The 20,367-nt window shown below is 63.4% G+C and carries 18 protein-coding genes and 1 pseudogene; 6 read left to right on the plus strand and 13 right to left on the minus strand.

Annotation, left to right across the window (positions count from 1 at the left end; all coding sequences use genetic code 11):
* Together ACFU5V_RS40315 and ACFU5V_RS40320 are read left to right on the plus strand one after the other, a co-directional pair.
* Nucleotides 1-176 (plus strand): annotated as a pseudogene (locus ACFU5V_RS40315) (IS30 family transposase); the annotation flags it as partial.
* 271 nt (nucleotides 177-447) lie between these two features.
* A complete protein-coding gene (locus ACFU5V_RS40320; protein ID WP_378706668.1) occupies nucleotides 448-786 on the plus strand; it encodes a hypothetical protein in 339 nt (112 codons plus the stop codon).
* A gap of 245 nt (nucleotides 787-1,031) precedes the next feature.
* On the opposite strand, the gene ACFU5V_RS40325 is transcribed toward ACFU5V_RS40320, so the two are convergent.
* A complete protein-coding gene (locus ACFU5V_RS40325; RefSeq protein WP_378706730.1) occupies nucleotides 1,032-2,138 on the minus strand; it encodes a site-specific integrase in 1,107 nt (368 codons plus the stop codon).
* 298 nt (nucleotides 2,139-2,436) lie between these two features.
* Here ACFU5V_RS40325 and ACFU5V_RS40330 point away from each other — a divergent pair, with 298 nt between their 5' ends.
* Together ACFU5V_RS40330 and ACFU5V_RS40335 are read left to right on the plus strand one after the other, a co-directional pair.
* Nucleotides 2,437-2,961: a pyridoxamine 5'-phosphate oxidase family protein gene (locus ACFU5V_RS40330; RefSeq protein WP_378706670.1), complete on the plus strand. Its 525-nt coding sequence runs from the start codon at nucleotides 2,437-2,439 to the stop codon at nucleotides 2,959-2,961.
* 245 nt (nucleotides 2,962-3,206) lie between these two features.
* Nucleotides 3,207-3,887 (plus strand): hypothetical protein, encoded by a 681-nt coding sequence (locus tag ACFU5V_RS40335; RefSeq protein ID WP_378706672.1) that lies wholly within the window; start codon nucleotides 3,207-3,209, stop codon nucleotides 3,885-3,887.
* Between the two features lie 453 nt (nucleotides 3,888-4,340).
* Here the strand turns inward: ACFU5V_RS40335 and ACFU5V_RS40340 are convergent, their stop codons facing one another.
* From ACFU5V_RS40340 to ACFU5V_RS40375, 8 genes are all read right to left on the minus strand, one after another.
* Nucleotides 4,341-4,700 (minus strand): hypothetical protein, encoded by a 360-nt coding sequence (locus tag ACFU5V_RS40340; protein WP_378706674.1) that lies wholly within the window; start codon nucleotides 4,698-4,700, stop codon nucleotides 4,341-4,343.
* Between the two features lie 406 nt (nucleotides 4,701-5,106).
* On the minus strand, nucleotides 5,107-6,423 hold the full coding sequence (locus ACFU5V_RS40345; RefSeq protein WP_378706676.1) for a DUF2637 domain-containing protein: 1,317 nt from the start codon (nucleotides 6,421-6,423) through the stop codon (nucleotides 5,107-5,109).
* A 157-nt stretch (nucleotides 6,424-6,580) separates the two neighbouring features.
* Nucleotides 6,581-6,952, minus strand: coding sequence for a hypothetical protein (locus ACFU5V_RS40350; protein WP_378706678.1), 372 nt, complete (start codon nucleotides 6,950-6,952; stop codon nucleotides 6,581-6,583).
* A complete protein-coding gene (locus ACFU5V_RS40355; RefSeq protein ID WP_011600537.1) occupies nucleotides 6,949-7,731 on the minus strand; it encodes a ParA family protein in 783 nt (260 codons plus the stop codon). The genes ACFU5V_RS40350 and ACFU5V_RS40355 overlap by 4 nt, the downstream gene beginning before the upstream one ends.
* Before the next feature lie 1,277 nt (nucleotides 7,732-9,008).
* Nucleotides 9,009-10,244 carry a hypothetical protein gene (locus tag ACFU5V_RS40360; protein WP_378706680.1) on the minus strand — a complete coding sequence of 412 codons (1,236 nt, stop codon included), beginning with the start codon at nucleotides 10,242-10,244 and terminating at the stop codon, nucleotides 9,009-9,011.
* Nucleotides 10,245-10,652: 408 nt separating this feature from the next.
* On the minus strand, nucleotides 10,653-11,237 hold the full coding sequence (locus ACFU5V_RS40365; RefSeq protein WP_378706682.1) for a hypothetical protein: 585 nt from the start codon (nucleotides 11,235-11,237) through the stop codon (nucleotides 10,653-10,655).
* 2,043 nt (nucleotides 11,238-13,280) lie between these two features.
* Nucleotides 13,281-13,538, minus strand: coding sequence for a hypothetical protein (locus tag ACFU5V_RS40370; protein WP_378430850.1), 258 nt, complete (start codon nucleotides 13,536-13,538; stop codon nucleotides 13,281-13,283).
* A 366-nt stretch (nucleotides 13,539-13,904) separates the two neighbouring features.
* A complete protein-coding gene (locus ACFU5V_RS40375) occupies nucleotides 13,905-14,180 on the minus strand; it encodes a hypothetical protein (protein ID WP_378430849.1) in 276 nt (91 codons plus the stop codon).
* A gap of 814 nt (nucleotides 14,181-14,994) precedes the next feature.
* Between ACFU5V_RS40375 and ACFU5V_RS40380 the strand changes: the two genes are divergently transcribed.
* Nucleotides 14,995-15,441, plus strand: coding sequence for a helix-turn-helix domain-containing protein (locus ACFU5V_RS40380; protein ID WP_378430848.1), 447 nt, complete (start codon nucleotides 14,995-14,997; stop codon nucleotides 15,439-15,441).
* Nucleotides 15,442-15,712: 271 nt separating this feature from the next.
* Here ACFU5V_RS40380 and ACFU5V_RS40385 read toward each other — a convergent pair whose 3' ends face one another.
* Genes ACFU5V_RS40385 through ACFU5V_RS40395 form a run of 3 tightly spaced genes read right to left on the minus strand, consistent with a single transcriptional unit; the run spans nucleotide 15,713 to nucleotide 18,548 of the window.
* On the minus strand, nucleotides 15,713-16,276 hold the full coding sequence (locus ACFU5V_RS40385) for an inner membrane-spanning protein YciB (RefSeq protein ID WP_378430847.1): 564 nt from the start codon (nucleotides 16,274-16,276) through the stop codon (nucleotides 15,713-15,715).
* Between the two features lie 28 nt (nucleotides 16,277-16,304).
* On the minus strand, nucleotides 16,305-17,390 hold the full coding sequence (locus tag ACFU5V_RS40390; RefSeq protein WP_378706684.1) for a GAF domain-containing protein: 1,086 nt from the start codon (nucleotides 17,388-17,390) through the stop codon (nucleotides 16,305-16,307).
* 39 nt (nucleotides 17,391-17,429) lie between these two features.
* Nucleotides 17,430-18,548: a cytochrome P450 gene (locus ACFU5V_RS40395; protein WP_378706686.1), complete on the minus strand. Its 1,119-nt coding sequence runs from the start codon at nucleotides 18,546-18,548 to the stop codon at nucleotides 17,430-17,432.
* A 139-nt stretch (nucleotides 18,549-18,687) separates the two neighbouring features.
* On the opposite strand from ACFU5V_RS40395, the gene ACFU5V_RS40400 reads away from it, so the two are divergent.
* Complete coding sequence (locus tag ACFU5V_RS40400) at nucleotides 18,688-19,743, plus strand: DUF3068 domain-containing protein (protein ID WP_378706688.1); 1,056 nt, start codon at nucleotides 18,688-18,690, stop codon at nucleotides 19,741-19,743.
* On the opposite strand, the gene ACFU5V_RS40405 is transcribed toward ACFU5V_RS40400, so the two are convergent.
* Nucleotides 19,740-20,345: a hypothetical protein gene (locus ACFU5V_RS40405; protein ID WP_378706690.1), complete on the minus strand. Its 606-nt coding sequence runs from the start codon at nucleotides 20,343-20,345 to the stop codon at nucleotides 19,740-19,742. The genes ACFU5V_RS40400 and ACFU5V_RS40405 overlap by 4 nt on opposite strands.
* Nucleotides 20,346-20,367 lie beyond the last annotated feature (22 nt).

Here is a 20,367-nt window from a genome sequence, read left to right on the forward strand (position 1 = left end):
CCAGTACTTCCCGAAGGGCACCGATCTGTCCAGGTGGTCCGCCGAGGACCTCGAGGCCGTCGCCCTGGCGGTCAACAACCGGCCCCGCAAGATCCCACGACTGGCGAACCCCGGCCGAGGTCTTCGCCGAGCAGCTATGCTCACTGCAACAGCCAGGTGTTGCGACGACCGATTGAATCCGCCCAGCATGCGTGTGTCGGTGTGATGGGTTCGGTTCACGTGGGCGATGTGCTCGGTGATGGCGTGCTCGAGTTCCTCGTCGATGGGGACGAGAGCTTCTCGTTTCATCTTGTGGTTGAGATATCGCAGGTAGGGGGCGCCGTCCTTGTCGCGGACAATGCAGTCCTGGGTCAGGGCGACGGTGTCACTGATCCGTAGCCCGCACCGAATCAAGATGACGGTGATCAGCCGGTGATTCGGACTCGTCCATTTGGCGAGGTTCTCAGGGTGTTCGACTTGGGCCATGACGTGCTCACTCAATTCTCGCGGCTCGCGGATGGTTTCTTTCGGATAGTCCTCGGAGTAGATCGAGGCGGTGTTCGGCAGATCGGTGACCCATTCGTGCCGCCGGGTGGTCAGCAAGAACAGGTTGAACTGGCCCACGCGTTGGCGGTGAGTGACCTGGCCTGGGCTGTGGGTGTGGAGGTAGGCCAGGAATTGTTCGATCAGGGCGCGGTCGATGTCAGCGGTGCCGTTCACGCGGGTGTGGGTGGTGTCGAGGAAGGCATTGAAGGTTTCGATGGCCTTGGTGCCCATTCCGGCGGCTTCGATGGTCAGTCCGGTTGAGAGGCGCCAGCGGGCCCACTTCTTGGCGAGGACCTTCAGCCAAGGGCGGGTGATCTGATCGAAGTGGATGGTGACTTTGCTGCTTGTGGCGATGCCGAGGTGTCTGGCGTTCCAGATGTCCTTCGGGTATTCGGTTTCCCATGGGTCCCGGGCATCGTGGCGGATCCGCGGCTGTGCGGTCATGTCCTGCCGTCGCGGCGTCGGCGGGCGATCTTCATCGGGGAACGGCAGGGAATGCAGGCGGCTCACAGCGTCACCGCCGCCGCGGTGGTGAACCAGCCGGCTTCGGCAAGGGCTTGTCGTGCGTCGTCGCTGCTCAGGTGCCCGTACGTCATGGTGGTGGTGGTCAGCGAAGCGTGCCCGAGGAGCTTGGAGACCACTTCGACTGGGACTTTGTCGCGCAGCATCCGGGTGGCGTAGGTGTGCCGATACCAGTGCGGATCGAAGTCGATCCCGGTGTCTCTGCGCAGGCGACGCACGAGCGCGTGCACCGCGGAATAGGTCAGCGCCCGACCGTAGGGGCGGCCCCAGAGATTGACGAACACATAATCCGAATCCAGGTCGCCGTACTCGGTATGGAGGTAATCAGCGTAGAGGCGAACCAGTTCGGCACTGACCGGGATCGTCCGTGAATGCGGCGACTTGGCACGGGCACCGTTGGTGTTGCTGCGGCGGCGCACGGTGATCTCGCGCTCCGCCGCGGCGACGTCTTCATGCCGTAGACCCAACGCTTCCCCGATCCGGATTCCGGAGTCGTAGAGCGCCGCGAACAGCCGGCGATCGCGCAGATGCCTGCACGCATCCAGAATGGTCTGGACCTCGTCCGGCGCCAGAAGCCGAGGAATCTTGGACGTCATCGGAAGCCTCACGACCCGCCGCGCATGCGGTGCGCTCTTGCTGATGTGATGCAGGAACGGCCTCCACCCACCGCGGGCCGCGCCACGGTCCCAGAGCGTCACCAACTCACCACGGTCGAGCCCATGCCGAGTGGCGTGCTGATAGAACACCGAGACCGTGGACAGCTTGCGGTTCACGGTCGCCTCGCTGCAGTGATGCCCCACCGAGGGCAGTACCGATACCGACTGCTCCCGGACGCCCGGGGGTCGCCGCAGCCAGCGGATGAACGCTCCAATGTCCTCGAGTTTTACGGTTTGCCAATCACATTCGATTTCGCCCAGGAATGTGAACCAGTCCTTGAGGTCGTGGGCGTGCGCCTTGATCGTGTTCGGCGACCGCTCGATATCGGCCAGGTACCGCAAATAGCGTTCGGCCGGCGCCACGACGCCGTTCTCGTCGAGCAGCGTGAATGACACCGCATCACTCGCCGGATCCAACACCCGCGTCACTTGCATCAAATCTCCCACCGTCTTCGTCATGGACGGCAGCGACGGTAACCCGTCCATGACGTGGCGTGGACGGGCGAAACATCGCATGCCCTACGTGAAAGACAGCATCGGGAGGGCTAAAGATATCGGTCATTACTGAGACGCTCGGCGTTGAGACTGGGTGCCGCCCGTGTGGGTGTCTGCCGATGATGGGACCGGCGCGCACCGTCATCGCGTTGTCGGTCCGGCGACCAACGCCGACACGGCCGCCGGTCTCGTCGCGGATTGCGCTTGCCGGAGAAGAACGGGCAGGTACGTTCACGAAATGGAGACCATCAATCTGGGTAAGGCCGATGGGCTGCCGCCGGTCGAGTGGGCGGCCGTTGTCGAGAAGCTCGATGCGGGGGCGGCGCCGGCTCCGGACGCGGTGAACTCCCGCACGACGTGGCTGTGCACCGTCAACGAGGACGGCAGCCCGCATGTGACCGCGGTCGGTGCCCTCTGGGTGGAGGGCACGTTCTGGTTCCAGACCGGCGCGGGTACGCGCAAGGGGCGCAACGTCGCGCGTGATCGGCGATGTTCGGTCGCCGTGTCGATCCGCGGCGCGGATGTCGTGTTCGAGGGTGACGCGGTGCGGGTGAGCGAGCCAGGTGTGGTGGCGCGCATTGCGAAGGTGTGGGCGGACCAGGGTTGGCCGGCGGAGCCCGACGAGAGCGGGTCGGGCATCACGGCCCCGTTCAACGCGCCGGCGCAAGGGCCGCCGCCGTGGAACGTGTATCGCATCGAACCACGCTCGGCGACCGTGACCTCGACGACTGAGCCGGGCGGCCTGACCCGCTTCCGCTTCTGACGCTGTCCGAACGAGACGATTGCCGCGCGAGACAATCCCTGACCGGACACCGCCGGCGTCGAGGGAACGCTGCGTGCCGCATGCACGGACACGCCGATGCCCGTCGCTCGCCCGCCCCAGCAGCACCGATCTACGCTGCTCGTGCCCGACCTCCTGTCAGGTTGCGGCCGGGCCGCCGAGGGGGCGCACAGCGCCCGTGACGTTGGTCCCTTGCGGGGCGGTGCCGGGCCTCCGATGCTTGTCGTATGACATTCGGACGTACGATCGTCGGTGTCGCCGGGACGGCAGCTGTCGTCTACGCAGCCTTGGTACGCCCTCGGCTCGTGCGCTGGGGCGCGACGGATGCGGAAGTCGCGGGGCCGTATCCCGGTGCCGACCTGGTTCCCGGCGGTGAAAGGGGCGGGGCGATGGCCGTCACGATCGACGCCCCACCGGATCAGGTCTGGCCGTGGCTGGTCCAGCTGGGCGGGGATCGTGGGGGATGGTACTCCTGGGACCACCTGGACAACGCCGGTCGCCCGAGTGCTCACAGGGTCCACCCCGAGTGGCAGGACCTCGCCCTCGGCGACTACGTGAAGTACTGGACACGCCGCCACGGCCCGGTGGACGCGTGGGAGGTTGCAGCGCTGGAACCGAATCGGTTCCTGGGACTGCGCGGGTTGAGCGATCTTCGAGGCCGCAGTCTCGATCCCAAGCAGCCACGGCCGTCGGCCTACACGGAAGGACTCTGGGGCTTCCTGTTGAATGAGTTGCCCGGCGGGCGCACACGTCTGGTGATCGGCGGTTATCAGGTGCTCCGCCCGCGCTGGCTTGGACGTTTCGTCTTCGACTGGCTCTTTCCCCCGGTTGTCTGGATCATGCAGGCACGGATGTTGGCCGTACTCAAGCGAAACGTCGAACGAGCAGCCAACCGCGATGCTAGCTAGCGTAGCGAGGCTAGCTATCCTCTCCGTGCGGTTGCGGCTGCGGCTGCGGTCGCGGAGCTTGTCGGCGCACGATCGATGGCGCCGAATACCGGGCTGAGTGTTGCAGCCCAATCGATCTGAGCGTTGCGCCCAGCTGCCGCCGCACGTGATGGCGATCCGCGGCCGACCATCGGGTCGCCGGCGAAAATGGACAGCCGACCCAGGCTAGGTCACTTACGTCATCGTGATGAAATCGTGCCTGCTCTCCCCTGCCAGAAGAGCCGCGCGAGATGGGTTCACCGACCGTTCAGCAACGGAACGTACCCGCGTCGATACGCACACTGATATGCCCGCGGCACCGTCGAACGACTCGAGCGGATGCGATGGCATTTGACGAGACCCGCACTCGACTGTCGTGGCGGTGATCGATCGCGGTTGCCCGTCGGGATCGATCACCACCCATCTACTCGCCCGCTACTCGCCCGCTTTGGGATCGAGTGGCGGGGTAGGTGCGCCTTTGGCGGGCGGCAGCTCGACGGATACGCGGTGCTGCATCGTGCGGGCGTGGTGTTGCTTCGCGGTGATGGCGGCCTCGATACGGCAGCGCAGGTTTTCGTCGTCCAGGCGTGGATTGTCGAACCCGGTCACCACCGCCAGCTCGGTTCCGATGCGGATGTGGGCAGTCTTGTTGACCACCGATCCGTCGTCGCGGCACGCCAGCTCGCGCCCAGCGGCGACGACCTGAGCCATGGCGTCGGCGCGATCGGACGCCTCCCCTGCGCGCACCGATGTCCGCTGCGTCTCCAGATCCCAAAACGACACGAACCACTCCACAACCGCTCCCTCGTCCACTTTTCTCGAGTGAACTGTATGAGTCACCGATGTCCGGTATGCAACGCGGCGCCCGCCCACCTGCAATGCGCAGATGATCGCCGACGTTGTGATGGTGTTGCATCTGCATTGCGGTCCACACGCGCGGTCGTCGTTTTCATCCGAATCGGCGCCGGCATTGCAAAGCTCGTACTGGTCGGCGTTGCGTTTCCGCAACCAGGCGTTGCGTCGCCAACCTCATCTGGTTGCAACGCAACGTCGGGCCGTGTTGCGGTCAGAGGCGCTGGATGTTGCGGAGGTTCGGAATTTGCTGGGTGGGGGCGCGCCTCGTTCCGTTGGTCGGGTCGTCTCCCTGGTCGAGCTGCGGAAGGTACGAGTTGGCCGTCGCCGCGTTGCCGGGGGCGGGTGGTCAGGGTGCCCCGACCAACGTGTACTGCGGATCGAGCGTTGCCGCATTGCGTCCGTCCACCATCTCCTCGAGCTCCGGCAACGGGGGCGTCCGGAACCCGGCGTCGACCGCGCGTTGCGCCACCTTGTCGAATCGGCGCATTGCGGTGCTGGCGGCCTTCGCCCGCGTGAGCGTGGCGATTTCCGCGTAGCTGTGCTGTTCGATGATTCGCAGTCGGGCCGTCTCTTTCACTACAGGCTCGAAGTCGGCGCACGTGTCGATGAAGTCGAGGAGGTTCTCGATGGTCTGGGCCTCGTCCGGCAACACGAATGGCTCTTGCGAGTCCTCCGGCGCATTGCCGAGCGTCAGCGCATCGGCGTTGCGTCCGTCCAGCGCATTGCGTGCACCGTGCTCCTCGGTGACGGATGCAATGTCGATGACGTCATCTGGGTTCGCTTCGGTCGGCTGCGCGGCATCCGCAACGTCAGTGGCACCCTCAGGCCCGGCCGCGGCGGCCTCACGGCTGTCGTCGAGTGCCGCGGAGTCATCTGCTGTTGCGGTGTCGGCGACCCGCGCAACGGGCTGAGCAATGCACGACGCAACGTCGGAGTCCGATGCAACACCGAGGCCCTGCGCAACGTTAGAGACAGGTGCAACGTCGGGGTTCGGCGCAACGTTGGGGACGTCTGCAACGCTCGGAGCAACGAGACCCGCAATTTCGCCGCCGTTGCGTTCGGATGCTGGCATCGACCCCGCCACCGACGTCCGGTAGTCGGTCGTGATGTTTTCGTCGTCTGGCTGTTCGCGGTCGCAGGTGTCTCGGACGACCGCGGTGTACTCGGTATGGGCGGTGCCGATGGCCTTGATGAGGATTCCGACACCGTGAGTGAACGCCAAGACCAAGAGCGGCGGAATGACTGCAATGAGCGATGCGCCGATTGGAGTCAATGGGGTGTATCCCAGGTCGATGCCCGCTGCAACACTCCGCGCGGCGGCTTCCCCGCCGCGGTAGGCGTGGTATGCGTTGCCGAAGACGCTGATGAAGACGACGACCACCGCGAGCCAGAGGAAGAAATGCTTCCCCGTTGCGCTGCCGTTGATTTTGCTGAGCGCAACGATGGCGATCGTTGCGCCGAGGATTGCGCCGTCGACGATGGCGGGGAAGATCCAGGTGAGGTCGTGCGGGATTTCGGCCTGCAATGCGAGGTCGCGTTGCACGGCGAACGAGAGCACGAAGGCTCCGGTGGTGATGCCGACCGCGATGGCGATCGCAACGATTAGGGCGGCAATGAGGGCGCGGAGCTGGATTCGTGCTGCTCGGATACTAAGGTCGTTCATGATCGGGGTGTCCTTTCACGGGGTCCCGGTCCACGAGGCCCCCGCCGGCGCAATCGGCGGGGGCTTCCTTGTGTTTGGTTTGGCCAGTGCGTTGCGGTGGGCATATCTCGAACCACGAGGGCTCACCTAGCACCGATAGCTAGTGGCGCTATCAGCGCTAGCAGCCGTTCTTGGCCAGGTATTCGATGAGCGCGGCGTCGGTGACCGACGAGATGGTGATGCTCCGGTCCCCGGTCTCGTAGCGCAGCTTGTCCACGCCGCGCGTCAGGCGGGCCTTGGTCGAGGGCCGCAGCCGTACGTTGTGTTGTTCGCTGAGTTTCTCGACAGGCGATGCCGCCTCGGGTGCAGGAGACAGGACCTGCGTGACGGGCACATCGGCGACAGACCTGATTGTCGATTCGGTCGGAAGTTGTGTCGGATGCTCCTCGCCGGCGGCGGGGGTGGGGTCTTTGACGACCCGGGGGCGCTCAGGAAGATCAGCGGCAGGGTGCGCCGGCCTGCGGATAGCGGGTTCACGTTGGACACTCATACGGTCGCTCCTGCGGTCTTGATGGGTAGTTCGTTGAGAAGGTCGGTGTAGGCGAGCTGCAATGACAGCGATTTCCCGCCTGTGAACTTGTGGATCGGGGTGCGCGCGCTGTGTGCGTCCTGCCGCGTGGCGTATTCCGGGATGGTGGTGCGCGCGACGAGGTCGCCGTAGACCTCGCGCAGTTCGCTCTCCCGGAATCGGTGTTCGCCTGTCCCTCGCTGTCGGCTGAGGACGATCTTGTCGATAGCCAGGTTCGGGTTGGGGCGTCGCTGGACGTTCTCGACGGTTTCGAAGAGCTTGGTGACGCCTTGAACGCTGTCGATGGTGGGCTCGGTTACTGCGATGACCCCGTCCACTGCACAGAAGACGGCGAAGAGGAGTTTGCCGAGTGACGGTGGGCAGTCGAAGAGGACTGCGTCGTAGGCGGAGAGGTCGAGGCCCTCGAAGGCGATGTCGAGGCGGAAGATGAGGTCGTTGGCCCCATCCGATTCGATGTTCGCGAGCGTCTGGTCGGCCGGGATCAGATCGACGCCGTCCCATGGAGTGGCAATGACGGCGTCGATCGCCGTGCCCGACTCGGTTCGGCTCATCAGGTCGTAGGTTGTCAGCATCTCGTCGGTGATGGTGACGCCTACGCCGTTGGTGGCGTTGCCCTGGGGGTCGACATCGACAATGAGGACGTGTCCGCCGGCGTTGCTTATTGCGCTCGCGAGACCGAGGGTCGTGGCGGTCTTGCCCACTCCCCCCTTCTGATTGCAGATCGCGCATTTGCGTGTCATGACTTGGTTTCCGTTCCGTCGAGGCCAGGAGACTTCCAGATGCGCGCGATGAGCGTTAGTGCAACTCCGCACGCTCGCGTAGGGAGCATAGCCAGGCTTGGCTGCTGAACTAGCTCGACACGCCGAGCAACGCTAGCGTTCTTTGCTAGGTGAGCTAGCGTGCATAGCGTAACTAGTGTCTCTAGTTTGGCTTTCGTAGCGATCTGCGCTGCGGATGCAGACATAGCGATCGCCTCTACGATTGCGTCCATATCTACGGTGTCTGTAATTGCTTTGCTCGCAACGCTTACTGCTCTAATTTTCATAGAGCCGTTAGATACGATCGCGCGTGTAGCTATGACAGCAACGATCGATAATCAAACTTCTCTAGCAAGCATCGCACTCGTAGTTTTGTGCGCACACATAGCTTTGTAAGCAACCCTACGACCCCTAGCCTGCGTAGCCTTCCTAGTGCGGCTAGAAAAGCAAGTCCGCCTAGACATACGAGCTTCCATAGAAAGCAGCGCTACTGTAGCGCTCATACGGCGTCTAGCTTCGGTAGATATCGTTGCTGACATCCCTCCGATAGCGACGAATGCGAGAATTGCTGCACTACAAGGAGTAGCTGTGATCGTGCCCGTAGCAAAACTATCCGCGATATTGAGGCTAGGGACGATAGCTCGGATAGTTGCGCTTCCTTGCCATGCTACGAACGCAGATCCCATCAATGCTATCAGAGCTAGCATTGATATTTCAGCAGGTCATGGGGTCGCGCCACACCTATGCACGAGGCAGCGTCACGCGAAACGCATCCCTCCACCAGATCGTATCTGTCTAGGCACGGCGGAACCCGGCGAAATAGAGCAGGCCGGCTTCAAGTCTTCACACCTCGACATGCTGCCCGAGCGGATCTCGCCCGGATTAACCAAGCACGATCTTCGTGCTAGCGACGCTCTGCTAGCTCGGCTAGTGTCCCTATCTCTGTGAGCGAGAACTGCTACTTCCGCCAGCGGCATAAGTAGCAACAGTCGCTTCACCGCTAGCTACTACGTCACTCCAAGCAGACGTAGGCGGGCGAGCAATAAACGCTCGCACAGCTAATCGAGATAGCTCGAATAGCGTTACGCTGCTATCTAGTGTCACTAGCATCGCTAGGTAGCCTAGCTAGCATCGCGCCGTGGGACTACGTCGCTTTCCCAACGAGCGCATACTCGTTAGTCAGCACGTCGCAGGAAAGCATTCCCCAGGTTCAGGAGGTCGGCAAGACGTGTGAATCGGGTGTGCTCACAGCTACCTGTTCAAGGCCGTAATCGGTGGGCGAGTTGTTCGGCGTTGAGTTCCCGAATGGCGTCGTCGACGGCGTGGCGGTCGGTGAGGTCGACGCCTCGCTCGGAAAGCGCTGCCGCCACCTGTTTGGCGGGGCCCCAGGCAGTTTCATCGTCGAACGCGTCATGGAACTCAGGTAGGAAAGTGTCGACAGCGTCAACGACGAGACTGATCCACTGGCGGTCGATCCCTTGATGGGTCAGTGCGAAGGTCAGCCATCGGCGCAACACAAACGGCAGTGCGTTGCGTTGGTCGGCGTCGAGGACTGCTTTGCGGGGAAGCCAATCCGTAAGCAGCAGCATCACCTCGCCCGGACTCCAGCACAGCGGTCCGGCGCCGATGTAGCCGTCGCCGTAGTCCAGGAACAGCTCGGCCAGCGATCGGCTCACCTCGTCGTCGCTTCCGATCTCGGTGAGGAAGTCCTCCACCAGTTGGCGGCGCCTTTGCTCGGAAAGTCCGACATGTTCGGGCCATTCAGGCAGGTAGCCCCGGCAGCGAGACCATGCCAGCGCCCGGTGATCGCAAAAGTCCTCGTCGTCAGTGCGGGGCCAGGTCATGTCGGTCGTGCGCAACGCGTTCCCGAGATCGGCGAGCACCTCGGCGACCGGGACCGACTGGAGGGGCATCGGTGCCTCATTGGGCTCGCGCAGCTGGTCCCACGTAGTGGCAGCACCGGGATTCAGGAGAGCGAGCTTGTCGATCATCAGCCCGCCGACCTGAAAGATATTTGCCATCAATGTGTGTGGGTGCGGTCCGTCGTAGTCAATGAACAGGACCCGTTCGCTGTTGTACACGTCAACCGCGCGCCACGCCGCGGTCGGAGTCCACGCTTCGACGGTGTGCCAGGCCGGCAGTGGTTGGGTTTCGGCCAAGATGTCGAGGGTTTCTGTCAGCATGGAAAGGTCGGCCGCAGGTGCGACCTGTGCGAGCGCGTCGACCGCGGCAAGTGAGTGCGGTGACGGTGTGGTGCATGCTCGGCCGGTGACCTGCATGCACAGTTGATGCTCGGGCTCGCGTTCGGTCACTGCCGCCGTCGACCAGGCCTCGCCGAGCCAGCTGCTGGCCCATGTCTCGGCTGCGAGTACGTCGTCGATTTCGAGGAGTTGCCGGGCGTCGCGCAGCAGAAGATCGGCGGCATGGAGTTGCCGGGGAGCACGTCGGACAGGTCGGCTTTTGCCGCCCTTGCGGCGGCCACGGCTCTTGGGCATATCCGCAGTCCACCACAGACACCGACCAAGGCGCCATCACGACGCGCCGTCCGGTGAGATTCGGGCGACGTCCGTATCTGCCGTCACGTGACGGAAGCCGTAGGTAGCCCGGGTATCAACGCTCGCCTAACTATTCGCAATAACCAGAACTGCCTAGCGGTGCTAGCTCGCATTGCTAGTCATGCTAGGTCAGCGTGCTTGGCTGCTGAACAGCCTGGAAGTACGCCGTGCCCGTTGAGCGGGGCCTATGGGGTCGTGAGCCGTTGCAAAGTCTTCATCCACGAAGATGGGGTGAACCGCCTGCTGTGCGAGAGGGTCGACTTCGATTGCCAGGCGTACGAGGCCATCTCGGAACTGTTGCTGGGCAGGTGGTGCGGTGTCAGAGTTGCGTCTGCCCACGCTTAGGCATCATGTGTCCCTCATGGTGACGTTCTTGCGAGCTGGACCGCGAACCACGACTGCGGTTTCCACGACTGCGCGTGCCTCGTCGGAAAGGGCGAGAATCGCGTGATCTCTAGCCTGGACCGTGGCCTCGTCGTAGGCGTGGACAACGACATTGTCGTCGGCCCACACAGCAGAGTGGTCGCACGCTCTGATGAATGCGTGGTTGTGAGCTACAACCCGGCACTGGTCGAAGGCAGTAACCGTCGCGTGGGTGTAGGCCCAGACATGAACTTGCCCGGTGACTTCCACGGTCGTTGCGTCAGTGGCGACGATGTGAGCGGTCGCGGGTAGTGGTGAGTCGAGATGAATCCGTGCCTGCGATCCAGCGGTAAAACGCAAGGTCCACTCGTCGCCGGCCGATGCGAAAGTTCTGTCGTCGAGTTCGATTAGCTGACCTGCAGTGTCGACCACGACTGTTTTGGCGCCGTTACGGAGGCGCTCGCGGATCGAGTCTGCGTTGCGGCTGATGCGGGGAGGCGCTTGGACTCGGCTGACGTAGACCCGTGGGTGGCGTTGGGTCGATCGGGACATGGTGTTCTTCTTACCCACGAACGCACTCCGTTCTGTGCGAGTCGGCCACGATGATTCTCGCAGTATATGGCCGAGACTCGGTGGCGAGTGGTACCTCGCTCGGCGCGGTGGTGATCGTCCGCGGCCGGTCCGGCCAGCGTTGCCGTATGTGCATGGTGCGCTGAGGATCGATGGGCATGGTTACGCCGCCTGCCTTTGGGGTGCCAGGGTGGCGCGGATCTGTTCCATGAACGCTTTGCGGTGCTCAGGCGACGCCGCTGCACGACGGGCTCGCTGGCGTTCGGCGTCACGCTCAGCCCGGCGCTGTGCGCTGTGCGCAGCCTCTGCGGCGCGTTGCTCGCTGGGGGAGGGGCCCGACCAGTCGATTCTGGACAAACGCCAGGTCAGATATCCGATCGGTGTGCGAACCGTGTTCGGCCAGAGCTCACCTCGCGAGACGGTGTCAGCGGTCAAAGCTTGGGCGATATCCCGTCCTGTCCAGCGGTTGGTGTCGATTCCTGCGCGATCGATGACGTCGCACACGGCTCCGATGTGGCCGCTGGGTGCGATGACTGGAGCTGCGGCGACCAGGGTGGAGGCGGCTCGTTGGAGATTTATCGGGCGCGGGTTCGTCTGATTCGAGGATGAGGGTTGGTTCTCGCGCGCGTACGCGCGTTTGGTGATTACTTCTCTCCAAGAGATCCCCTTCGGGGAAAAACCACTCAAAGATAGGGGGTCACGGTCGGGGGCTTGGGGATTGGGATTCGAACCCGTCGGGGTGGTGTGGCGAGCGTGCTTCGCCGCGCGGTGTGTCCTGCGGGGGGAGCTGCCGCGCTTTTTTGGTTGTGGGGGAGCGGGGGTGGCTGCGACGAGGTCAGGTGGGGAAGATAGAGCCCACACGCTGGCAGCGCGGTGCTGACGTCCACCGTGGTGGACTTCTGCGGCTTGGAATTCACGCGTAGTCAGGGTGCGGCCCCGTACCAGCTCGAAGCCGAGGTGTAGGGCTTTCAGCACGCGGCGACCTCGTTTGACCACTGACTCGGACACCCCGGCGCGGGCGGCGAGATTCTGGACTGTTGCAGTAACGCGGCGCCCAGTTTTCGAGTCGGCTGACGACGCGTGCGCGGCGGCGATGGCGACCATACTTTCGACGCCAATCCTGTGTCGGGCGGCTGCGGCGCGGCCGGCTGCGGTCTTGGTGACTGCGTACCGGACCTGTCGCATCCATCCGTCGCGGCTAGTCCAGATCGGGATGCGTGACTCTTGGCCGGGGTTGACAGGCAGCGTCCAGGACTTTCCACGCTGATCGGTATCCGCGTTGAGTCGTCGCAGCTCGTCGATCCACGGGGTCTGAAGTGGTTGCGTTGCTGGTTGCGGGGTTTGGGAAATCGGCGAGTTGTGTGATTTAGCCCACGACACGCCGAGCTCGCAATGTTGAACCATGGAAAGGGTGTCAAGGCATGCGTTACTATCAGACTTACCTAGCACAGGTAGTCCTTTCGGGGATTGCAGTACCGAGTCGAAGAGGCTGCTCACTTCTTCTACTCACCTCGGGGAATGACCGTCCTGCCAGACGATCGCCCTAGACGGGAGGACCTGCCAGTCCTCCCAGCAGGATTCATTGACTAAACCCACCCCCGCCCGGGGATCCCGTTGGGTGGTACCGCTGCTCTTGAATTAGCTATCGAGGTAGTTCCGATGCGCTATTCGCCAGGCCCACCGCCCTCCTCGGTCAGAAGGGCCGGTACGCGCATAAGCGGCACCGGAAGTCGCAGCTCAGAACCCGCAGATTCCGTCGCGTAATAGGCGCCTTGGTAAGCCAACACAGGGGTGGCACCAGCGAAAGGGACTCGATTGCGTGGGAGCGCCGTAGCCGGCATGTGGTCTCGTTGAGACAGACCCGTGACTGACGGGAGGTTCGCAGGCAGGCCAGAGTTGCGGCCGTGCGTTATCATCGAGTAAGCACCGCCTCTTCCTTCCGAGGTAGTGGTGGTCAGGGAGCTGGTAAGGTCCCGAAATTTCATACACGGACAACCCCCGACGCCGCCAAGCCCTGGGGGTTGTTCCGTATCTAGGTGTCGTTCATGCGCCCATCGCCAATTGCTCGACGCGATGCAGCGACCCCGCAGCTTCGACTTCGAGTAGCCGGAGCTGTTCCGGTCGAAGTTTCTCGCTGATGTAGTCCGGGATGTCCAGTCCGTGCGTGATGGCGAGGATAAGCACGGAGTAGTCGCCAGCAGGGATGCCGAGTTCGGCTGCCCGACTCTCGTAAACCTCGTGGTGTCTGAGGGGTGCGCGGGTAGCGATTTGCCCGCGGGGCCCCTTGTTGTGCTGTGCCATGAGGAAACCCTAGATCGAACCTGTAACAGATACGGGTAACCGGGACTGTTCGGTGTGTCGCATGTGACTGAAGTGTCCATCGGAGAGGGCTGCCTTTCGTGTCTGCGATCTGGCTGGAGGTACTTAGACCTCATAGCCAGATCTGGTGCAGGGGGGTCGGGAAGGTCGGAGGCGGGCTGATTCGGATCGATCAGGACAAATGAGGCGAGTCAGCGGTCGCATTCGGGCGGGAGTTCGCCGCACCCGAAACTGCTGAGTTGACCTGGCTTCGCGGTTGAACGCCGAAAAGGCGTTGCCGAGCAGGAGCCGCGCGGCCGTCGCGCAAGCGAAGCGACCCCTTCAATCGGGCGCGCAACATCCGACACATCAGAGTCTGATGGTCGGCGCCTGAACGTTGTGGGTCTGACTGGTCCCGGTCGTCCCAAGTAGAGATTGGATGAAGACGGCAAGATCGCGAACCGCGTCGGTTGTGACGGTCTCGGGGTAGGTGGCGGCATCGTCCGACAACGCGAGTAGCTGTTCACGCGTCAGCTCGTCGAGATCGACCGAGTACGTCCGTGGCGCCATCAGGATGCCCGTCGAACAGGCATCGGCCTTGGGTGCGGTGCCGGGGAAGAGGTCGCGCGCGGGTGCGGCGCGCACGCGGTGGTGCGGTCGGACGGGTGGCACCGTCCGGACTGGAACTGGTCCGCAACCGCGACGGCCTCGCCGCCGACAGCCTCGCCTGGCACAACTACTGCTGAAGACCGCGTTCGGTCTCGGAGACGGATGCCGTCCCGCGTCCGAACCCATGCTGCCAGTGCAGAGATCCGAATGGGATCCCCGTCCTGGTCATAGGCCACTGCGGCCCACACCATGGAGGGTGTCTCCCCTTCTCGGGCTTGTTCCGCGCAGGTCGCAAAGAACAGGCACCCCTTGCACGCATCGATTGCGGCCAGGAGCTGACCGGTGCTGGCAAGGTCGGTGTCCCATCCCTGCGGATTGCGTGTGCACGGGAGTCGATCATCGGTGGCCGGAGGCCCGTCGATGCGATCGGGAAGGTTCGAGCTGATCCGGCGGAAGAATGTCTCTTCATGCGCTGCTCGGTACACGGCGCATCGCTCTGGACCTGCAGAGCATGCGCACACCGAGTCGTGGGCATGGATGAAATGTCGCAGTTGAGAGTTTGTCCAACTCAACACGTCCGTCTCGTCGACACTACCGCCGACGACGCCTATCGTTTCCATTGGCAGATCTCCGTTCTGCTAGCTGAAGAATCACGCTGACCAGGGCGGCAACCCTGTTCGGTTCAGGCCCCTGTCCGGCGGCAACCGGGCGGGGGTTCTTCTGTCAGATCACCGACTCCTTTCATTGAGTGCCGGTCACGACCAGGGCGTATTTGATCTAAAACTTTGACCTGGAGTGATCGTAAGGGACATGGTGCAAGGTGTCCACAAGTGATGGACGGAGTGTTTCGGTGAGTCGACGGGTGATGCGCGGGTTCAACCCTGCTCGGCTCGGGAAGCTGCGTGAAGACTCCAAGCTGAGTCGGCCCGAGCTTGCTCGCGCGGCCGGCATCGGACACGCGACCCTCTACCAGTGGGAAACGGGCGCAACTTCGCCGCAGGTAGATCTCCTTAAGCGGGTCACCGACACCCTCGGCGTGCCGATCAGCGATGTTGTCGTAGTCCCCGAGGATGAGCGCCTTCCGGGGGACTGGCGTGTCCTCGCGGGTTTGCTGCAGCCGCAACTTGGGAAGCTGGCCAAACTCAGTACCACGACTGTGGCGCAAGTCGAGCGCGGGCAGGCAGCTCTGACCGACGAGACGGCGCGAAAGGTTTCCGCAGCCTTGGGGATCTCCGAAAGTGTGTACCGCGCGGCCTACGAGCGCGCGCGAAGTCGCCCGCCCGGCACCCCGGCGTGAACTCATCGAAGAGCTAAGCCTCGGGGGCAGGGTCTCGGTGACCGTGGCGGTGCAGTAAGCAAAGTGAGTAATCATTCGACCTTCTCGCGAGCATGACGAAAAGCCCCTTCGAAGAGGGGCTTTCTGCGTGCTGCGCGGGCAACGCGAAAAGGTCGCGCCGCAACCTCGGGTGAGGTGCGCTGACGTCGGCCGACCGGGCACGTGCCAGAGGGGGCATCGCACAGTCAGTCCGCGTAGCGAACTCTATGTCGAACCAACGTCGGAGGGGATATTACACAGCTTCCTCGGATTGGTGGGCGCGCCACGCCGTAAGGATGTAGTTGCGATGCCAGGTGGCTTGGGCGAGAGCGAGAGCCAAGAGGCTTCCGGGTGCGACGAAGACACGCCAGTTGACCCACGTGTCCGTGGACATCGTGTAGGCGACCACGATATTGACGGCGCCGACCGCGACCAGTGCCACGAACCAACTCCAACTCAGGAAGCGCCAGACGGCGTCCGGTGCGCTCACCCATCGTCCGATGACGAGACGCACCGGGTCACGCTTCGCGACCATCAACGACGTCAGGAAAGCGCCGGCGATGAGCCAGTACACACCTGTGGGACGCCACTTTATGAAGGTCTCGTTGTGGAACAACAAAGTCGATCCGCCGAGGACGAGCACAAGGCATAGACCGATCCACTGCAGTTTGTCGACCCGTTGGCGTCGGGCCAGCGTGACGATGATCTCGCCGACGACGCCGGCCATGACCACGACCGTCGCCGCGAAAATTCCGGCGGCCTTGTAGGTCGCCATGAACGCAACAACCAACGCGGCGTTGTAGAACACTCTCCACACGAGCTTGTCCTCCGAAAAATATTCTCCGTCAGGAGGTTTCGTCAGGGATGGTTTCGATCTCGGGGGAGATCACCGCGACACCGATCGAGTCGCTGACGAGAGGATCGAGAAGGAAGCCCCGGAATTCGGCCTTCAGCCAGCCGCCACCGCCCCGTCGTGCCCGCACCGTACCGGAGACTGGCCCCTTGCGCACCTGCTGGACCCACTCGATGATCTTCGGCCAGTCTTCCTCATGGAGCGCGAAGGTCTGACCGGTGCTCACGCCGTGTCCGAGGCCGGGAACGTGTTCGGTCACCCACTTCAGCCAGTACGGGTACTGGTACGACAGATCCCCGACCGCAATGTACATCCCAGATGTCGATGCCAACATCGTCGACAACCACGCGTCGAGCATCGATTCGTGGACAAGGGCTTCGTCTGTGCCCGCATCCCAGCAGATCCCGCGCACACGTCTACCCGCCGGGCCCTCCACACACCGCTCGGCGTAGCGCAGCTCGCGGGTGACGTCGGTTTCCGCCCGGATGGTGAACGTGCCGTCAAACCTGTCCTTTACCTGGGAGTCTCGGATTTGACGCACATGCCGCAACGTGTCGGACAGGCGGGCCGAACGGGTGTAGAGATCCGCAGGACCGAAAACCGATCGATCCTGATGCCGGACGGACATCCCGATGAGCTCGATAGCTCCGGGGTCCAACTGCAGCTGCGGCGGGGGCGGATTGTCGTCCGAGCTCAGAACCCACTCCCAGGCCCCGACATTGGGGCGGTCCGGCGGGTTCTTCTTCGGGTCACCGCTCCAGATCTGAACTGCTACTACCACGCTCTTGTCGGGAGTCAGGATGGGGTGGGCTGCCCCGACCGGGCCCAGGGCGTCGGCGACCTTGCCCTCGAACGGCTCGATCTTGAGCTCGCGATCGGCGATGCACTTACGGATCAACCCCAGGACAGCGGTGCGGGCAGGTCCGCGAACGACGTTGTTGATATTGCGCCATTCGCGGACCTTGGCGCCTTCGGCGACGACTTGGTGGTCGTCGCCGGCACCGACGAAGACCGTCGTCCATTCGCGGATCGGGTGGGTGGGTTCGGCGTGCGCGCGCACGAGGGCATCAGTTGTCATTGGTTTATCCGTTTCTCCCGTACTGGCTTGCGGGTCACGTCAGGTCAGGTGGACAGGCATCTCGGTGGGGCCGTGAGTGCGCCAGGTATGTCGCCGGTCGAGTGTTTCCGATGGCTTCACCAGGGACAGGGCCGGGTGACGTTGGAACAGGCGGCGAGTAGCGATGTCGAGCTGCATTACGGCGAGATCGGCGCCGAGACAGTAATGAGGTCCGCGGCCGAAGGCCAGGTCTGGGCGATCGCCGCGCGCGGGGTCGTTGGTCGCCGCGCGCAGGGAGAGATACAGAGGACTGCCGGCGGGGATGCGGGTGCCGCCGACTGTGATGTCTTCAATCGGGAATCGCCGTATCGCATAGGACCCGGGCGCGGCGTCGAGGACGAGCTGCGTCACCCGGGCGCGCCAGAGCTGGTCGTCGGCGATTTCGACGAGTACCTGGTCTCGATCGAGCCCGGCGAGAATGCCGATGGCATTGGCGATCTGGTAGACGGAGTTCTCGAATCCGGCGAGAAACGTCAGGAACGCGAGGGAGATGAGTTCCTCTTCGGTCAGCCGGTCTTCGGCGTCGCGGGCGGTGATCCAATCGGTGATGACGTCGTCACCGGGCGATTTCCGTTTGGCCGCGATCACGCGCATGAGCACGAGAACGATCGTGGTCATGGCCGGGATACGGGGGTCGTCCGCGGTGGGTTCGCCAGGATTCAATGCCATCACGGTCGCCGCGGCGGTACGGAACTCGTCGGCGTCTGCATCGGTCACGCCGAGGATCTCGGCGATGATGTCGGCAGGCAGGGGAGAGGCGTAGGCGGGGAAGAGGTCGACAACACCGGTATCGTTCGGGTCTAGGTCGTCCAGGAGTCCGTCGACACGGGAGGTCACCATCTGCCTCACCGCTCCGATTCGGCGCCGTGAGAACGCGGGTGCTGCCAGAGCGCGGACGCGGCGGTGATCGGCGGGGACCATATTGAGCAGGTTGCGGGCCAGTGCCGGTGGCAGGGGAAGGCCCGGGCTGCCTGACGGGCCGCCGGGCCGGACATTGACGATTCCGGGGTCAGCGAGCAGTCGAGATACGTCATCGTACCGGGTGATGATCCAGACGCGCAGTCCATCGGCGTCGGTGGCCTCGACAACGGGGCTGGCGGCGCGAAGGTGCTCATGCAAGCGATCGGCCTCCGCGACACTCAGGCCGGGCGCAAACGGATCGAGCACCAGGTTCCCTTCTGTGATGTGGCAAATACCTCAGGACGAAGATACCGGCTGACCGGGATTCTGCATGGCTCCGGCGGCTAGGGTGCGCTACGTGAGTGCTCAGGTCGACACCGTACTGGATGAAAACGTGCACAAGGCGGATGCCGCCGACCGTCGGGGTTGGAGGAGATCCGCAGTAGTCTGCACTCTCGTCGCGATCGGCTCGTGCCTGCTCGCCGTCGCTGTCTTGGTCCCTACCTACGGTGCCGCCCGGTTGAAGGTCATCCCGCTCGATGTGCAGTCGGCGACAGTGTCGGTTGCGGAGGACGCGGCGGTGCTCAAGGCCACCTCGGTGGCCATGAAGGGTCCGGTGAAGACTGACCGGGGCGTCCCGCTGCGGATTCAGGTGTACGTGACGACAGAGAATCCAGTTTCAGCCGATTCCACAACTCTGCAAGCGGCACAAAAGACGGTCCGGACCGACTGGGGCGACGGGTTGGGCCTGGTCTCGGCAATGGTCGATCGCGTCACGATCGACCGACGATCAGGCATGCCGCTCGCCGAGCCCGTCCCAACGACTCAAGCCGAACTCGGCAAGCCCCCGACGGAGACGCCTCGCGCCGGAATTCAGTACAAGTTTCCGTTCGACGTCGAGAAAGTCAGCTACCCGTACTACGACGGAACCGCACGTGAGACGCATTCGATCGAGTACGTCGACGACGATCGCGTGGTCGACGGCATGCGGCTGTATCACTTTCAGCAGACGATCGGCCCTCTGAACCTTGGGAAATCGATCGGCAGTGTCGCGACGACGACCTTACCCGCTGAAAAGTGGGGGCTACCTGGCACGGAGCCGATAACGATGGATCTGCACTACTCCACCACGCGCGATGTGTGGGTCGAGCCTGCCTCTGGTGCGATCGTTGCTGTGGAGGAGCAGCCGAGGCGATGGCTGGCGCGGTCGATCAACGACCCGAATGCGGTGACCACGCTGGAAGCGCACACCCATTTCGACGACGAAACGATCAATGGCCTTGCCCAACAAGCGAAAGACGCCCGTACCGCGATCCTGTGGGGAACTCGCTACGGGCCCGCCCTCAGTGCTGTGGCCGGCATCGTGTTGGTGGGGACCGCGCTCATGCTCGCGCGCCGCTGGTCACGCCGCTAGCCGAACTGGTCGAAAGCCGCACGTGCGTAGGGGAGTGCCCCGGCGTATTCGTTGCGAACCTTGTCTTCGGTGCCCAGGTAGGACATGTTGTCGTCGTAGGCTTCGCGGTCTTCGAAGTACACACGGCCGCCCAAGTGGTCGGACAGTTGGATCGCCACGGCATAGTCGACCGGGTCGTCCCTCTTTGCAGCATTCTCCGGGCTTTCCGCACCGGCATAAAAGTTCTCGATTGCGTCAGCGACGGCTCCGTCGTCGAGGGCAGGTCGGTTGTCCCACATCTGGCTCCAACCGAAGAGATTCCGCCCTCCCGATCCGGAATGGTGGACCCGCCATAATCCTTCAGCTCGTGAGGCGACCAGCGCCGCGATGATGGCGTTGTCAGGCGACTTCCGCTCATTGCCCAGATCGATGATGCGGGTGACGGTTTCCTTCTGCTGCCCGTCGGCGGTGTCGTCGACAAAGGGATCGAGAACCTGGCTAGTGGCGTCGATCGCGGGTGACGGCTGCGATGCGGTGTCGTCGCCGGAGTTGCTGCCGCACCCCGCGATCACCGCGGCGGCGAGCACCATAACCGTCAGAGCTGAGGTGGCGCGGAAATTCAAGGTTTCCCCTCGATAGTTCGGT

Source organism: Rhodococcus sp. NPDC057529, assembly GCF_042802055.1.
Taxonomy (GTDB): Bacteria; Actinomycetota; Actinomycetes; order Mycobacteriales; family Mycobacteriaceae; genus Rhodococcus_F.

Excerpts from the sequence above, each read along its gene's own strand:
- ACFU5V_RS40350 (WP_378706678.1), bottom strand. The coding sequence starts at position 6,952 with ATGAGTGTCCAACGTGAACCCGCTATCCGCAGGCCGGCGCACCCTGCC.
- ACFU5V_RS40330 (WP_378706670.1), top strand. The coding sequence starts at position 2,437 with ATGGAGACCATCAATCTGGGTAAGGCCGATGGGCTGCCGCCGGTCGAG.
- ACFU5V_RS40335 (WP_378706672.1), top strand. The coding sequence starts at position 3,207 with ATGACATTCGGACGTACGATCGTCGGTGTCGCCGGGACGGCAGCTGTC.
- ACFU5V_RS40355 (WP_011600537.1), bottom strand. The coding sequence starts at position 7,731 with ATGACACGCAAATGCGCGATCTGCAATCAGAAGGGGGGAGTGGGCAAG.
- ACFU5V_RS40345 (WP_378706676.1), bottom strand. The coding sequence starts at position 6,423 with ATGAACGACCTTAGTATCCGAGCAGCACGAATCCAGCTCCGCGCCCTC.
- ACFU5V_RS40325 (WP_378706730.1), bottom strand. The coding sequence starts at position 2,138 with ATGCAAGTGACGCGGGTGTTGGATCCGGCGAGTGATGCGGTGTCATTC.
- ACFU5V_RS40390 (WP_378706684.1), bottom strand. The coding sequence starts at position 17,390 with ATGACAACTGATGCCCTCGTGCGCGCGCACGCCGAACCCACCCACCCG.
- ACFU5V_RS40370 (WP_378430850.1), bottom strand. The coding sequence starts at position 13,538 with ATGGCACAGCACAACAAGGGGCCCCGCGGGCAAATCGCTACCCGCGCA.
- ACFU5V_RS40360 (WP_378706680.1), bottom strand. The coding sequence starts at position 10,244 with ATGCCCAAGAGCCGTGGCCGCCGCAAGGGCGGCAAAAGCCGACCTGTC.